This is a genomic window from Flavobacterium sp., assembly GCF_043778725.1.
Lineage (GTDB): Bacteria > Bacteroidota > Bacteroidia > Flavobacteriales > Flavobacteriaceae > Flavobacterium.
Window position 1 is genome coordinate 13,589 of the sequence record NZ_JAYWFT010000109.1, and the last position, 16,965, is coordinate 30,553.

Consider the following 16,965-nt stretch of genomic DNA (forward strand, 5'->3'; position numbering starts at 1 on the left):
GTACAACTATCGTACAAATTTTGTATATTTGAGTATAATTAAAACATACAAACGATGGCAACAATTAACTTTTTATTCCGCTCCACAAAAGAAGAAGCTCCTTTGACCTTAAGATTATTATTTAGACACAATAACGCTGATTTTGTTTTTGGCTCAAATACTAAATTATTAGTATCAAAAGAATATTGGACAAAGCAGCACAACAATAAAAGAATCAAAGAAACCGAAACTTTAGCGACAAGAAATAAAGTAAATGATGAATTAGGTAAAATTCAAGAATTTATTTTAAATGCTTTCAATAATTCCGAAGCAAATATAGTAGATAAAAAATGGTTAGAAAATCAAATTGATTTTTATTACAATCCACCTGCGGAACCAGAACAACTTCCAACTGACTTAATAAACTATTTAGATAAGTATTTAGAGTTTAAAAGTAACGATATAACGTACAACACCAAAAAGAAAATAAATGTCATCAAACAGCTTTTAGTGCGTTATGTTGATTATTCAAAAAAACCTTTAAACTTAACTGATGTAGATGGTAATTTTAAAATGAGTTTTGAAGCTTTTTGTTTAGAAAACCTTTATGCTCCAAATACTATTGCTACGGCTTTAAAGTTTATTAAAACGATTTGTAACCACGCAAAATCTAATGGATTAAATATTAGTTCGCAATTAGGTAATATTAAAATTAAACAAACGAAAATAGATAATATATATTTGAGTTTTGAAGATTTAGATAAAATTGAAAATACAGACAAAAGCAAATTCACAGATAGTTTATTAAATGCTAGAGATTGGTTAATTATTAGCTGCTATACAGGTCAAAGAATTTCAGATTTTATGCGTTTTAATGATAAACAAATTAGAGTTGAAAACGGAAAAAGTTTACTAGAATTCACTCAAGTTAAAACAGGAAAAAATATGACTGTTCCATTACATAAAAAGGTATTAGATATTTTAAAAAAGCGTGATGGCAAGTTTCCCTATGCAATTTCCGACCAAAAATATAATGCCTACATTAAAAATGTTTGTGAAATTGCAGAAATAAATGAGGTTATAAAAGGAAGTAAAAAATCCGAAACAGCAAAAGACAGCGGAATATATCGCAAAGAATCAAATGATTTTAAAAAGTTTGAATTAGTAACATCACATATTGGAAGACGTTCATTTGCAACTAATTTTTATGGAAAAATCCCAACTACTTATTTAATCTATGTAACAGGGCATAGCACAGAACAAATGTTTTTAACTTACATAGGAAAAAGCAACAAGGATTTAGCAATGGAATTAGTGAACTACTTTTGATGGGTTTTGGATAGTTTGGATTTATTTAATAATTTCACAATCTGAAACAAATATAATTGATGGTAGAGTTTGCAAATAAGGAAATTGAGATATATGACAAGCTAATAAATTTAATTGGCGGTCATTTAGTAACAATTGAATTCAATACAAAAGATAAAAGCAAACTTGAATATTTATTATGTTCAAGTTCAGAAGAAAAACAAAAAGTTACCAAAAAGAAAGTAAAAAAATTTAAAAAGGAAGTTGATAATTGCAGAGAAGAAATTGCAGGTTATTTGCTTGCATTAGCTGATATTTTTGATAACGGGCAATATTATTTAGAAAAAGATGATGTAACCAAAAACTTCCTAAGTGATTATTATGATGATCTTGTACAGATATTAGTCAAAGAAAACTTTGATATTTCAGAAATTACAGATTTAGAATTCTTCATTATATCAAGTGGATACGATTATCAACTTATTGAAGATTATATTTTTGGAGTAAGTCATATGTACTTTTATCAGTATTATAAATTGTGTTTAGATACTCTATACGAAAATTTAATCCCAGACGAAATTGAAAGTCAAAACAAGAAAAAATCAATTTCAGATATTACAAAGACTACGATTTTAAAAGAAGAACAAAATTTGGATAATATTTCAACTTTCAATAAAAACCTCTCTAACGACCCATTATTTGAAAAAACTAATGAATATACAAATTTAAAATCAGCGTTTACAGAAGGATATAAATCACGAACTGCACACTATCCAGATATTGATTATTTATTTGAAGTTAATGATGATTTAGAACTAAAGAAATGGGAAGAAACCGAGAAAGAAAAATTAAACAATACTTTTCTTAAAATGGTAAAAGACTTGAACCACAAAAAGACTTTCTTTTTTGGTTGTTCATTTGCCAATTACGAATACAATTATCCAATACGGTTAAACCAATTTTTAGAAAACTTTTATGATGCAACCGAACTAGAGTTTATAAATGAAGAATTAGAATTTTTAGAAAATATTATATACGACCTACAAAATTCCGAAAGTGCTCACGATGGTTATTCCCATTCTGGAATTGATAATTTTCTTAAAGCTTATGATGTTATTTCAATTACAGATTATAAACAATATTTGTTTTCTCATAACAAAAAAGTAGAATTTCTTGAATTCAAAAAAGCTAATTTTAATGTAATTAAACCAATAATAAAAAAGTCAATAGATTTAATTGAACTAGTAACTACAAACCCACATCCACAAGTCTTTGCTAATTTAAAAGCCTTTCAACTATTCGAGAAATTACATCAACAATTCAAGGACAGTAATAATAAAATGGCTGATTTTAGTTTTATCTACAGAAAAATGTATAATGATAGCTATATTTTAAATCACTTCAAACCACAAATGTTTATTGTATGGATCAACACAGAACCATATAATATAAGCCTTGATAAAATAAAAACGCTAAACGATTGTAGTACAACTCAAAAAGTGAACACTTATACCACTACAAAAGAACTTATGCAATTAAATTAAAATAGCGTTCTAAAAAAAGAACGAAAACATTCCGCATAAAGAATGGTTTTAGGTTGAAAAAAGAATACACTTCATAAGAATTTTGCCTTGTTAATAATTTATAAAACAAGGTATTATGCAAAACAACGCTATCTTATTAAAAGAACTATCAGTAGAACAACTACAACAATTGATAGGTGCATCCGTAAAAAACGGAATTCATGAGCTTCAAAAAGAACTCCAAACCAAAGACGACAATGAAGAACTACTTACTAGAGAAGAAACCTGTAATTTCCTCAAAATCGACAGCAGCACTTTATGGGCTTGGACGAATAAAGGAAAAGTAATTGCATACGGAATAGGAGCAAGACGTTATTACAAAAGGAGCGAACTATTGCAATGTCTAACTCTTTTAAAAAAGTAAGCTATGTCATATAGAGAGCCGAACGAAAAAATGCTTCTTGAAATCAATGAGCAACTAAAAGAGTTAAAAGCGATACTTTCAAAAACACAATTACTGGATCCAGACGATTTGTTTTGTGATAACGAAGAGTTTCTTAAAATAATGAAAATCAGCAGACGCACTTCACAATTTTGGAGAGATACTGAAATTATCGGTTTTATTCAAATTGGAAATAAAATTTATTTCCGTTTAAAGGATATTCAAGGATTATTAAACAAGAATTACAATCCTGCTAAATCCAAATAATTCATTTAATAAATCCTAAAGATGCTAGATTTATTAAAATTCAAAATCACAGATAAAATTCAAATCAATACGGTTTGGAACAATGACTTGTTAGAATATATTGGAAAATCCGAAAAATTGTATATTGATGAAATCAAAGAAAAAGAAATCCGTAAATACAAAAATTTAATATTTACCAAATTTCCAGACCGTTTAGAAATTCACGGCAGTATTCATTATTACTACAATGATGAATTACACAATGCCGATGATTTTTATATTGAATATTGTATCAATTCAATTCTTGAAATAAAAATGTTATTCCAGCTCGATTTAAGCAAGTGTTATCTAATAAATCTTGAATATGGAGTAAACATAAATCCAATAATAAATGTAAACGATTTGGTGCATAATCTAATGTACCATAACAAGAGACAATTTACACGAAATACAGTCTACAATCATTATAAAACAGCAGGAAATGACGGTTATAAACAGGTAAAAGCATATAACAAAAGTGTGCAATTTCCACACGAATGTGAAAACACATTTAGGTTTGAAATTAGATCACAACAAGCCAAATTTATAAATAGTTTAGACCTGTTTACATTACAAGATTTAGTTGAAATAGAAAATTATGATAAACTAATTAAATCATTAATAGCTGAATGGGATAATGTTTTACTATTCGATTTATCTAAAGATATTGATACTAAATTTTTCAATACTCATTTTTGGGAAGAAACTATTCGTGCAAAAAACAGAAACAGATTTAGTTTACAGAAAGCTCTTTATTACAAAAAACTGGGTGCAAATAATCTTCATTCCAACATTAGAAATATTATTGAAAGAAGAACCAAATATTTAAAATGTGTGCATATTCCAACTATTACAAAGGTGGAAACTGCACAGGTAAAGATTAAGTTCTAGTTTTTGTATTAAAAATACAATATTTTTTTAACACAATTATTAAGTTAAGTATTTTCTCTCTTTTGAGTTCAATTGCTTTTTCGTATTATTGTGAAAATTATACATAATTCTTCATTTAATGAATTTCACCGCCTTTCACGCTAAATACTTTGCCTACGAACTAACAAGGCAAAGACCTTCTAATGATATTGGAAAGTTAACTTCTTCCTTGCAAGATGCCCAAGTGGATTTAAACCCACATCAGGTTGAAGCTGCATTATTTGCTTTTCAGTCACCATTATCACAAGGAGCAATTTTAGCTGATGAAGTTGGATTAGGTAAAACCATTGAAGCGGGTATAATATTATCACAACAATGGGCAGAACGAAAACGTAAACTATTGATAATTGCACCTTCAAACTTACGTAAACAATGGAACCAAGAGTTAGCTGATAAATTCTTTTTGCCTTCGGTTATCTTAGAAACAAAATCTTTCAACGAACATATTAAATCTGGTAATTTAAACCCATTTAACCAAAACGACAACATAGTTATTTGTTCTTATCACTTTGCTAAAAACAAAGCTATTTACATTGAGCAAACCCAATGGGATATTGTTATTATTGATGAAGCTCACCGATTACGAAACGTTTATAAAGCATCTAATAAGATTGGTAATGTTATTAAAGAAGCTATCCAAAAAAGAAAGAAAGTTTTATTAACGGCAACTCCATTACAAAATTCAATACTTGAATTGTATGGTTTGGTAAGCATCATTGATGATTTTATTTTTGGAGATTTAAAGAGTTTTAAAAGTCAATACAGCAGACAATTAGATGAAGGTAATTATGAAGAGTTAAAAAGTCGATTACTTCCAATTTGTCATAGAACTTTAAGAAGACAAGTTTTAGAATATATTAATTATACAGAAAGAAGAGCCTTTTGCGAAGAGTTTTCTCCTTCGGATGAAGAACATCAATTATATGAATGGGTTTCTGAATATTTACAACGTCCCAAACTTTATGCTTTACCCAATAGTCAACGTCAATTAATGACTTTGATTTTGAGAAAACTGTTAGCATCTTCAACGTATGCTATTTACGGAACGTTAGATGCTTTAGTTAAAAAATTAGAAAAAATAATTCATAAAAACGATACTGATTTATTAATTGAATTAGAGGAAGATTTTGAAACACTTGAAGAAATTAGTGATGAATGGATTGAAGACGAAGAAGATGTTGTTGCTGAAATTGAATATACTCCAGAAGATATTGAAGCTATAAATGCTGAAATTATAGATTTAAAAAAGTTTCGTGATTTAGCTCAAAAAATTAGAATTAACTCTAAAGCCGAAAGGTTAATTGTTGCATTAGAAAAAGCATTCGTTGAAATAGAAAAATTAGGTGCAAATCAAAAAGCTTTGATTTTTACAGAAAGTAGAAGAACGCAAGAATTCATATATAATTTATTAGAAGCAAGAGGATATAAAAATAAAGTTGTTCAATTCAATGGATCTAATACGGATGCAAAATCAAAAGAAATTTATAAAAATTGGCTGCTTGAACATAAAGGAACTGATAAGGTAACAGGTTCGCCAACTGCTGATAAAAGAGCAGCGTTAGTAGATTATTTTAAAGAAGAAGCAACTATAATGATTGCAACTGAAGCTGCTGCCGAAGGTATCAATTTACAGTTTTGCTCTCTAATTGTGAATTTCGATTTGCCTTGGAACCCACAACGTATTGAACAAAGAATTGGTCGTTGCCATCGTTACGGTCAAAAACACGATGTGGTTGTAGTTAATTTTTTAAACATTAAGAATGCTGCCGACCAAAGAGTTTATGAATTGCTAGATCAAAAATTTCAATTGTTTGATGGTGTATTTGGTTCTAGTGATGAAGTACTTGGTGCGATTGGTAACGGTGTAGATTTTGAAAAGCGAATTGCTCAAATCTATAATGACTGTAGAACAATAGAAGAAATTAAAGATGCTTTTGATAATCTTCAAGATGAATTAAGACCAGAAATATCAGAAAAAATTCAAACAGTTAGAACTACTTTATTAGAACATTTCGATGAAGAAGTAAAAGAAAAGCTTAAAAGTAATTTACTTGAAACAAGACAGCACTTAAATACTTTTGAAGACAAGCTTTGGAAAACAACACAATATTTTTTGAAGGATTATGCCGAATTTTCTAATGATTTTTCTTTTAAGTTAATTAAGAACCCATTCCCAAAAGAAAACATACATAACGGTCCTTATATGATTTTGAAGCCAAAAGAAGGGCAAAAAAAATCAGATATATTTATTCCAGACGATACCAATATTTATAGAATAGGTCACAAGCTTGCGCAAAGAATATTAAAGTCATGCAAAGAAAATGAAACACTAACCAAAGAAGTAGTTTTTGATTATTCATCAACACCAACAAAAGTTACTGTTTTAGAAAAATATATTGGAAAATCGGGTTGGCTTCAAATAGAACACTTATGTGTAAATTCATTTGAAGAAGAAGACTATGTTTTATTTGCCTGTAATACGGATGATGGGGAAACAATTCCAGCCGAAACAGCACAAAGGTTTTTTTCTTTATATGCTGATGAAAATGAAATGATTATTATCAGTAATGAAGTAAGCTCAGTATTAAAAGATTTAATCCAAGTAGAGAGACAAGAAATAATTTCAGAAAATGCCAATAGAAACAGAGACTTTTTTGATGTCGAAATGGATAAGCTAGACCAATGGGCGGATGATATGAAAATAAGTCTTGAAAAAGAAATTAGAGACCTTGATGCCGAAATAAAATTACGAAAAGCCGAAGCAAAAAAAATGCTTAATCTGGAAGCAAAAGTAAAATCTCAAAGGCAAATAAAAGAGTTAGAAAAGAAGCGAAGTGAAAAAAGACAAACTTTATTTTCTGCTCAAGACGAAATTGACGATAAAAAAGAAACACTCTTAACAGATATTGAAAAAAGATTAAACCAAAAAATTGAGCAAAAACAACTGTTCACAATTAAATGGAAAATAATTTAAAAAAATTATATTTTATTTAACCCTAAAGGTTAATCATTTTTAATAAAAAATATTATATTTGCATGACAATTGAGTATAAAAGCAATAAATTAAAAAAAAGTGTAGAAAGTCCAAGAGCGATACTAAAGAACTATGGTACTCGGGCAAAGCTTGTCAATCAAAGACTTGAAGAACTTAAAGCAGCAAAAAATTTATCAGATTTTAAAAACATTCCTAAAGCCAACTGTCATGAACTTACAAACGCTAAAGGTAAAAAAGATGAATTAGCATTAGATATTTCCGCTAATCATAGAATAATTTTTAATCCATATCATGATCCTATTCCTAGGAAAGAAGACGGCGGTCTTGATTGGTCTTTAGTTACACACATTATAATTCTTGAAATTGGTGAAGATTATCATTAATTAAACCTAAACAAACGATGAAGTACAAAACACTTGAGGATATAGAAGCAGCAAAATTTCTTATTTCTCATCCAGGTGAAACCCTCATAGATACTATAGATGCCAAAAACATTTCTCAAACAGAATTGGCAAGTCGCATGGGAAGACCTATAAAAACGATTAATGAAATCATTCAAGGCAAAACGGCTATTACTCCAGAAACTGCTATTCAATTAGAACGTGTTTTAGGTATTTCAGCTGAATTTTGGATTGAAAGAGAGCAAAATTATAGATTAGAGTTAGCTGAAATTGCTGAAACAGAAACGCTATTAGAAAAATCACAATGGCTTCAAAATTTCCCATTATTAAGCATGAAAAAACTGGGTTGGATTGATTATTCTAAAAACGAAATAATAGAACAATTCAATGCGGTGCTTTCTTTTTTCTCTGTTTCTAGTGTAGATGCTTATCATAGCCATTATGAAATAGAAGAAGCTGAAATAGCTTTTAGAATGATTAATACCGGTGATAAAAATAAGCATAATGTAAATGCGTGGTTACGCAAAGGAGAAATTCAAGCCAATGAACTTCCAACTATTGAATTTGATGCTACAAAGTTTAAATCGGCATTACATAGCATAAAAACTATTATGGCCAATCATCCTGATGATTTTTTTGAACAATTACAAAATCTTTGTTTACAAGCAGGAGTTAAAGTGGTTCACACACCTTGTTTGCCTAAAACTAGGCTTCACGGTTCTACTCGTTGGATAAATAATACAGCATTAATTCAACTATCAAACCAATATCAAAGAAATGATATTTTTTGGTTTACATTTTTTCATGAAGCAGGTCATATTTTGAAACACGGCAAGAAAGATGTTTTTGTAGAGGGATTACAATATACTGCCGAAGGTCAAATTAAAGAAGATGAAGCCGATAAGTTTGCAGTAAAATATACTTTCTCCGAAAAAGAAGAAGAAACATTGTATCAGAAGAATTTTAATGAAGAAGACCTAGTTAAATTCATTAATCAGTATGCTAAAGAAATAAACACGCATCCTGCAACCATAATAGGAAGATTAGCCAAAAAAGGCAAATTACACGACAGCGTAGGTTGGTCGCATAATTTTTATAAAAAAGTAGATTTATCAAATTAACAATCCTATTATGTCCAAAAATAAACTCCAAAAACTAGAATTAACTTGGATTGGCAAAGGTGACGAACCCAAGCTAGAACCAAGAATTCTTATAGAAAATCCTGAATACAGTTACGGTGACACTAACACAGAAAATATTCTCATACACGGAGATAATCTACTTGCTTTAAAAGCACTTGAACAAGATTTTGCAGGTAAAGTAAAGTGCATATACATAGACCCTCCTTACAATACAGGGAATGCATTTGAACATTATGATGATGGTGTGGAACATTCGCTTTGGTTGAATTTGATTAGTCAGAGGTTGAAAATATTAAAAAACTTATTAACTGATGATGGAACAATATGGATAACACTAGATGATAATGAAGTGCATTATTGCAAAGTTATGTGTGATGAGATATTTGGTAGAAATAATTTTATACAAGGAATAATTTGGAAATCCAGTGATAATTCTAATAATGATGCTAAACAATTTTCAATTGATCATAACACCATTTTAGTTTACAGCAAAACTTCAGGTTGGCTTTCCAAAAAATTAATGGCAAAAGAAGCACAAGCAAAACATTTTAAAAATCCAAATAACGACCCACGAGGTCCTTGGTTTGATGGCAACCCAATTTCATCACCTGCTTATCGTGAAAATTTAGTATTTGATATTGAAACACCTATCGGGACTAAAATTTCAGCTCCAAAGAATGGTTGGAGATGGAGCAAAGAAACTCTATTTGAAAAAATGGAAATCGGTGAAATATATTTCAATAAAGATTATACAAATATAAAGCGTAGAACTTATGCTAGTGATAGTAAAGGATTGCCACCATCAACATTGTGGAATGATTTAGAAGAAACAGGTCATAATAGACAAGCTAAATATGAACAAAAAAAATTATTTCCTAACTTTTCAAAAGAAGAATGGTTTGCAACACCAAAGCCAGAAAAACTAATAAAAAAAATTCTTTTATTATCAACTAATGAAAACGATATTGTTTTGGATAGTTTTTTAGGGTCAGGGACAACATCTGCTGTAGCTCATAAAATGAACAGAAGATGGATAGGAGTAGAATTAGGTGAACAAGCTATTATTCATTGTGTACCACGTTTAAAAAAAGTTATTGATAATACTGATAAAATAGGTATTTCCGAAGAAGTTAATTGGCAAGGTGGTGGTGGTTTCAAATTTTACACTTTAGCACCTAGTTTATTAAAACAAGACAAATTCGGCAATTGGGTAATCAGTCAAGAATACAATCCTGATATGTTAGCAGCAGCAATGGCTAAACAAGAAGGATTTACGTATTTACCAAATGAAGACAAGTTTTGGAAACAAGGAAATTCAAGTGAAAATGACTATATTTTTACAACTACTCAATTTATAACAGTTGAAACTCTAGACAGCATTCACGACGATATGCAAGATGGTGAAAGTATTTTAATTTGTTGTAAAGCGTTCCAAAAAGAATGCAAAAGCAAATACCCAAACATTACACTTAAAAAAATACCGCAAATGTTATTAGACAGATGCGAGTTTGGTAAAGACGATTACAGCTTAAATATTGTTAATCTGCCAACAGAAGAAGCCACTAATGAAGAGGCTTTAATTGATGAGGTAAATATAGAAAGCGTACAAGAAATAAGAGATAACAAAGAAGTTGATAATCAAGGTACATTATTCGAATAGCCTATGAACACTATAGCCAATAACATAAAATTACGCCTTTCACTTCGTGAACCATTGCAAGAAGCATTAGATATTGTAGCTCAATTATCAGGTGATTTATCTTTAAGAAAAGTACCAGATAACGAAGAAGAAGCTTTAGCATTTATTAAAAACGAATTAGACAAAGTAAAAAATAGTTTTACCACCTGTACTAGCTTTCAAAGAGATTTTCCATCAGTTGCGTTTTCTATTGCAACAGGAGTAGGTAAAACACGTTTGATGGGTGCTTGTGTAGCTTATTTGTATTTACAGAAAGGAATTAAGAACTTCTTTATTTTAGCACCTAACTTAACCATTTACGATAAATTAATCGAGGACTTCGGAAATCCTGCCTATCATAAATATGTATTCAATGGTATTTCAGAGTTTGTGCATAACAGACCAGTAATTATTACAGGAGACAATTACAACCAACAAGGAAACCTATTTAAAGAAGGAGAAATTAGAATTAATATTTTCAATATTTCTAAATTCAATTCTGATAATAAAGGACAAAAGAAAGATGGAGTTTCATTAGCTCCAAAAATTAAAAGACTATCAGAATATTTAGGACAATCCTATTGGGAGTATCTATCAGGCATTCAAGATTTAGTTATTCTTATGGACGAAGCACATCGTTATCACGCAGATGCTTCTAAAAATGCAATCAATGAACTAAAACCAATATTAGGTTTAGAATTAACTGCAACACCATTTGACGAAAAACAAAAACCTTTTCAAAATGTGGTTTATGAATATTCATTAGCACAAGCATTGGCAGAAGGAAAGTATGTAAAAAATCCTGCTATTGCTACTAGAAAGAATTTCAAACGAGGTGATTTATCTGAAAAGGAAATAGAAATAATAAAATTGGAAGATGCAATTAGTGTTCATCAAGATACTAAAACGGAATTAGAATTATATTCAAAAAATAACGGAGTTAAATTAGTAAAACCTTTTATTTTAGTAGTTTGTAAAGACATTAATCACGCTAGAGAAGTTTATGATTTAATCAATTCTAGTGATTTTTATGAAGGAGAGTACAAAGGTAAAGTATTGCAAATTGACAGTTCTACAAAGAAAGAAGAAGAAATAGAAAAGCAATTTTTGTCATTAGAAAGTTCTGATAACGAAATTGAAATTGTAATCCACGTTAATATGCTAAAAGAAGGTTGGGATGTTACCAATCTTTACACTATTGTACCACTTCGTGCCGCTAATGCAGCCATTTTAATTGAACAGACTATTGGTCGTGGTCTTCGTTTACCTTTTGATGGTAAAAGAACCGGAGTAGATAGTATTGATAAACTTACGGTTATTGCTCACGATAATTTTGAAGCAGTATTAGCTGCGGCAAAAGATCCAAATTCGGTTTTGAATAAAATGAGTTTCATTGAAATTCCAGAAGAGAATTTAGGAACAAAAACCGAAGTAGTTACCTCAAAACCAGTTTTTGAATTAAAGCTAGAAACCGAACAGATTGCAGTTAATAAAATTGAAAATAAAGAAAACCAACAAAAAGCACAAAATACACTTGATGCAAAAATAGCTATTATAAATTCATTACCTGATTTTAATACATTACCCGAAGTTAGAAGAGTAGAAGATTTAAACAAAGAAGAAGTAAAGAGAAAAGTAATTCGCCAAATTGAAAAGAAATTAAACGAAGGTCAAGGAAATCTTTTTGCAGCTGATATTGTTAAGGAAGCAGAAGAAACCTATGAAAAAATTGTAGCTTCTTACAAAGAAAATATTATTGAAATTCCTAGAATGGATTTAGTGTTGGGTGAAGTAACTGCTACATTCAATCATTTTGATTTAGATACTACTAATTTTAATTATCAAGCTTTAGAACAAGAAATTATCAGAATGGGTTTAATGGATAAATCTATAGAAACAATTAAAGCAAAATCAAGTGGTTCTTATGGCAATCCTGTAAAAATGATTATTGCAGAATTAATTGATTATCCAGAAATTGATTATGATGATAATGCCGACTTATTGTATCATTTAGCAACCCAAGCATACAATGCTATAAAAGAAAACATTGATAAAGAAGAAAATATATTACAAGCATTATTCCAATTCAAATCAGCAATAGCAGACAAGATATATTTGCAAATGAAAGCTAATTTTTCGCTTTCAACTCCTGATTATGTTGCTCCAAGAGTATATCCATTTACTAAAATAGAACAATGGAATTTCTCCGCTTTAGTCAATGCCGGATATAAAGATTACAGAGAAATAGTTACACCAACAATAATGGTTCCTAAATACGTTTTTAGAGGTTTTGAAAAAGCGTGTCATTTCGAATATAAGTTTGATAGTAAGACAGAACAAGACTTGGCATTTGTACTAGAAAACGATAATAAAGTTTTAAAATGGCTTCGTCCTGCAAATAATCAATTCCGTATCTATTGGGATAATAATTCCAAAAGATATGAACCCGATTTTATTATTGAAACAGAAGATACAATCTATATGGTTGAGCCAAAATCATCAGCAAATATTAATGATGCAGATGTATTAGCCAAAAAAGAAGCCGCTATTAAATATTGTAAATATGCAACAGAATTTACTTCTCAAAACAAAGGTAAACAATGGAAATATTTGCTTGTACCACATACTGAAATATCAAGAACTATAAATTTTGATTTATTAATTGCAAAGTTTAGTTAAGAGTATAGTCTATTTTTAAACTGTAAACAATACAATATCAGTACATTAATATTAAATAAAACTTAAATATACAAATATATTTGCAATTGATTAACCTATAGCTTAATTTCGCAGTGAGAAAAGCAAGAGAAATATTAAAAAGTAAAGATGGTAAAAGAATTATTTGTATTGATACCGATAATTGGAAAACTATCATTGACTACATAAATCAAGATGTTCGACATAAGAAAAAGTTCGAATACATTTGTGGTGTACTTTTAGATGGGCATAGGAATACTGATATTTATGATAAAGAAGATATAAATGATAAGTGTAAAGATGTAACCGCAATGAAATTCTTCAAAGGTCAAGATAATGATAGAATATATTGTAAAGAAATGTCACTTGAAGATAAAACATTTGTTATTATAGCAGCTGAATTGTTTGAAAAAAAGAAAACTCAAAAAAACTCAAAAAAAAATAAACCAATAATTGAAAAAGTCGGTAAATATGAATATGAAATCATTAGAAAATAAATACCAAGAAATTGATAATGCGTTTGATGATTTATTTAAAGAACTAGACAATAATTTTGAGATTGATGCAAAAGTAATAGCTTCAAAGTTTTTAAATGAAGTTAAAGATATTGCTGAAGTAAGAAAAATAAATCGTAAAAAATTAGCGGAAATGATTGGGACTTCACCAAGTTATTTAACCCAATTGTATCGTGGAACTAAATTAATGAATTTGGTTACTATGGCTAAATTAAAAAAAGCACTTGATTTAGAAGTTGAAATAAAAGTCACTAATAACATCTATGCTTTTGAAGTTGAAGAAAATAAATTTGAAAAGTTTTATAGTACACATAAATGCACTCACAATAATGTTTTATGGGGTGTTATAAAAAATTTCAATAACGACAGTTCAACGGATAATGACAAATATGTCTCTAATGATAATGCTACTGGAAATAATAAGATAAAATTTGCATAATGAAATTTGTAAAGTCTCAACTTGAATTAATTGATTTTTTTATTATCAACACCAAGTACAAATTTGTTGATGCTATAGAAAATAATATTGATGTTAGAAAACTGTTTTCAGAATATGAAATGGATATTGATTTCATGCCAAAAATTCGTGAGAACAATCAATATTTCGTTTATATAAAAATCAGTATAAATGAAATAGAAAATCCTTTACCTGGTTATTCTCTTTTTGTTGAAGGCGTTTGTATTTTTAATTTCAATGATGATGAGGCTATTGAAGAAAAGATAAAAGCAGAGTACATTTGGTCATCAGGCATAAGCATTGCTATAAACAATTTGAGAAATTATATTTCAACTCAAACATCTTATTTTCCATTTGGTAAATTTAATCTTCCAGCTGTTGATTTAACCAGTTTGATTAATGAAAAGAAGATATTGATGGAAAGCAATAAACCTGTTTAGTGGTAATTAGTAAATTTATAGTTATGGATTATTTTTTTAGTTTAGTTTTTGGAATTATATCTGGATTGATTGCATCATATTGTTTTTTAATTTTTTTTCTAAATAAAAAAAGACCGAACATAAATATTTCTGGAAACATTAGTAAGGTTGATATTAATGGTGAAGTTAATTATCTTTTCAAGTTTGTTAACATGACAAACTCCGAAATATTTGATGTTCATATTGAATTATTATTTTACAAGCCGTTTGGCGATTATAATGGTGGTAACTTACAAGGTAAAGATATTACATTAAAAGATAATTTTATTTCATATATGCCTTGTAACAAAAATACTGATAATCACAATCTTCACGCTGTTAGAATTAGGACTACAGACAACTTAGAGGAGATGTGGAGCGATCCTTCATCATTTATAAGATTATCAATAATAGCAAAACATTCATTGTCAGGTTTTAATAAAGTATTTGTAAAAGATTTTATTAATAAAGACACTATATCTTCTAAGAATTTTATTTCAGGTAGTGATTTAAATGTTAAATAAGTGTCTTTTATTTGCTTTTGTATTATTATTGGTATTATATTTGTCTAATCTATGTTTAGATATTAAACTAATTAAATCAAATTATTATGAAAAAAGATGTAATTCTTGGGTAACACCAATAAGGTTTAAAATATTATTAATCTCTAAATATAAGTCTGTTTCATACAGACTTTTTTTATTAATAGGAGCTTAATTATCTCATTCATCTGCACAAAAATCTCTCCTAGTCCAAGTATTCCTAGCATCAATTCTTTGTTTGCTTCATTTCGCTAATTCAAATAAACAATAAATACTTTGTGTGAATATGGGAATCAATAGAAACAACTGCTAGTAACGGAAGTTTTGCGCTATTGGGGTAATAGTGTTAACAGAATGTTCGTCTTGTTTTTGTACTCTTTAGTGTAGCTGAAAATTTATTGCTCTTTAATCCCCAACAGACGCAAAGCCAGCCGTTACTAGCAATTGTAAACCTCCGCAACAACATTTTTGGTAAATACAACTTTTATCTTTCCGCATAACTTCTTCCGAAACCAAGCAGACACAGACAATCAAACCGCATAAAAAGAAATTGGAAGTATTTTCATATTGACATTGTGAGTATAAAAATTGCTTTAAGAGTTTATTGTTTTTTTGGTTTAAAGCAATTTTCTATACCCACAATCCCAATAGTGCCAGTAAGAGTATTCTTTTTTATTTGCCACAAAACCCCAAGTCATTGGCTTTCCGTCTCCTTGATACCTAGCGTTTTCAAAACAATAATTGTAGTAACATTCAAGTTTTATCTTTCTAATTTACGTGCAGGCATCAAGCAGCCAAGAAAACCAATCAGAACATCCCAATAAGCAAAAAAAAAAAATACCCTTACTTCGAGCTTCTGCCAACGCACTAGGAAAGAGTTTTCATTGTTTTTTGAAGATGCCACAACGTTTCCGAATAACATTTAGATAAAATAGAAAAACCTCATTATGCAGGAACAATAAGGCATCCTCAAAAATCAAATTTGCCCACAAGAGTATTGTTTTTTATTTGCCACAACCACAAAATATAAATCAACTATCCAATAAGCAAATAAAAAACAATACCCTTGTTTCGCTACTGCCAGCGCACAAGGTCAGAGCAGTTGGGGAAATCTTCCATTTCCCCAAACCCCTATGGATGCAATTTTTTTCAAACGAATGCCCACAGCATCCGATTTCAAAAAGACGAATCCGAAAGGGCATTCGTTTAAAAAAAACAGCTCAAAATGATGTCTTATCGGAATGGTAAGTGAAGAATTTGAAGTTATGGGCTTACTTGGATTTTTTTAGATAGATAAAAAATATTTTTTTCCAGAATTGAATTGTTAAGATTTAAAAATTGACCAATTGAGATTCACGGATAAGTAATACATGACTGCACCATATTTCATACATAACTCGCCATTATAGATAAAATAATTTCAAAACATAAAAAAAGCCCAATCGAAAGAAAGGGCTTGAATTAGAAGTAAAAATAATTTTTGTTAGAACAAATCTTGAATTTTCATTGCGTTTCCTGCATTGAATAAATAGAAATTTACACCAACTTGCTGATAAAATTCTATTCCTACGCTTCCGATTGCTGTTACATTGGTATTCATTGTTGGAGCATTT

Annotated in this window: 14 protein-coding genes; all 14 read left to right on the forward strand. The window is 29.3% G+C overall.

The features are described from left to right. Positions 1 to 54: 54 nt before the first annotated feature. The 14 genes from ACH2CG_RS10515 (at position 55) to ACH2CG_RS10580 (ending at position 15,334) form a co-directional block, all read left to right on the forward strand. Positions 55 to 1,308: a phage integrase SAM-like domain-containing protein gene (locus tag ACH2CG_RS10515; protein ID WP_395064931.1), complete on the forward strand. Its 1,254-nt coding sequence runs from the start codon at positions 55 to 57 to the stop codon at positions 1,306 to 1,308. A 59-nt stretch (positions 1,309 to 1,367) separates the two neighbouring features. Continuing rightward, complete coding sequence (locus ACH2CG_RS10520; RefSeq protein ID WP_395064933.1) at positions 1,368 to 2,831, forward strand: hypothetical protein; 1,464 nt, start codon at positions 1,368 to 1,370, stop codon at positions 2,829 to 2,831. Positions 2,832 to 2,946: 115 nt separating this feature from the next. Next, positions 2,947 to 3,234 (forward strand): helix-turn-helix domain-containing protein, encoded by a 288-nt coding sequence (locus tag ACH2CG_RS10525; protein ID WP_395064935.1) that lies wholly within the window; start codon positions 2,947 to 2,949, stop codon positions 3,232 to 3,234. Between the two features lie 3 nt (positions 3,235 to 3,237). Next, a complete protein-coding gene (locus ACH2CG_RS10530) occupies positions 3,238 to 3,519 on the forward strand; it encodes a DNA-binding protein (RefSeq protein ID WP_395064937.1) in 282 nt (93 codons plus the stop codon). A gap of 21 nt (positions 3,520 to 3,540) precedes the next feature. Then, on the forward strand, positions 3,541 to 4,428 hold the full coding sequence (locus ACH2CG_RS10535; RefSeq protein WP_395064939.1) for a hypothetical protein: 888 nt from the start codon (positions 3,541 to 3,543) through the stop codon (positions 4,426 to 4,428). Between the two features lie 118 nt (positions 4,429 to 4,546). Further along, positions 4,547 to 7,441 (forward strand): SNF2-related protein, encoded by a 2,895-nt coding sequence (locus ACH2CG_RS10540; protein WP_395064941.1) that lies wholly within the window; start codon positions 4,547 to 4,549, stop codon positions 7,439 to 7,441. Positions 7,442 to 7,503: 62 nt separating this feature from the next. Then, positions 7,504 to 7,845, forward strand: coding sequence for a killer suppression protein HigA (locus ACH2CG_RS10545; RefSeq protein ID WP_395064943.1), 342 nt, complete (start codon positions 7,504 to 7,506; stop codon positions 7,843 to 7,845). 17 nt (positions 7,846 to 7,862) lie between these two features. Next, a complete protein-coding gene (locus ACH2CG_RS10550) occupies positions 7,863 to 8,984 on the forward strand; it encodes a HigA family addiction module antitoxin (RefSeq protein ID WP_395064945.1) in 1,122 nt (373 codons plus the stop codon). A 10-nt stretch (positions 8,985 to 8,994) separates the two neighbouring features. Continuing rightward, positions 8,995 to 10,665 carry a site-specific DNA-methyltransferase gene (locus ACH2CG_RS10555; protein ID WP_395064947.1) on the forward strand — a complete coding sequence of 557 codons (1,671 nt, stop codon included), beginning with the start codon at positions 8,995 to 8,997 and terminating at the stop codon, positions 10,663 to 10,665. 3 nt (positions 10,666 to 10,668) lie between these two features. Continuing rightward, entirely contained in the window at positions 10,669 to 13,362 is a 2,694-nt protein-coding gene (locus tag ACH2CG_RS10560) for a DEAD/DEAH box helicase (protein ID WP_395064949.1), read from the forward strand. Between the two features lie 113 nt (positions 13,363 to 13,475). Then, a complete protein-coding gene (locus ACH2CG_RS10565) occupies positions 13,476 to 13,877 on the forward strand; it encodes a hypothetical protein (protein WP_395064951.1) in 402 nt (133 codons plus the stop codon). After that, complete coding sequence (locus ACH2CG_RS10570) at positions 13,858 to 14,334, forward strand: helix-turn-helix domain-containing protein (RefSeq protein ID WP_395064953.1); 477 nt, start codon at positions 13,858 to 13,860, stop codon at positions 14,332 to 14,334. The genes ACH2CG_RS10565 and ACH2CG_RS10570 overlap by 20 nt, the downstream gene beginning before the upstream one ends. Further along, entirely contained in the window at positions 14,334 to 14,792 is a 459-nt protein-coding gene (locus ACH2CG_RS10575) for a hypothetical protein (RefSeq protein WP_395064955.1), read from the forward strand. The genes ACH2CG_RS10570 and ACH2CG_RS10575 overlap by 1 nt, the downstream gene beginning before the upstream one ends. 191 nt (positions 14,793 to 14,983) lie before the next feature. Next, positions 14,984 to 15,334 carry a hypothetical protein gene (locus tag ACH2CG_RS10580; RefSeq protein WP_395064957.1) on the forward strand — a complete coding sequence of 117 codons (351 nt, stop codon included), beginning with the start codon at positions 14,984 to 14,986 and terminating at the stop codon, positions 15,332 to 15,334. Positions 15,335 to 16,965 lie beyond the last annotated feature (1,631 nt).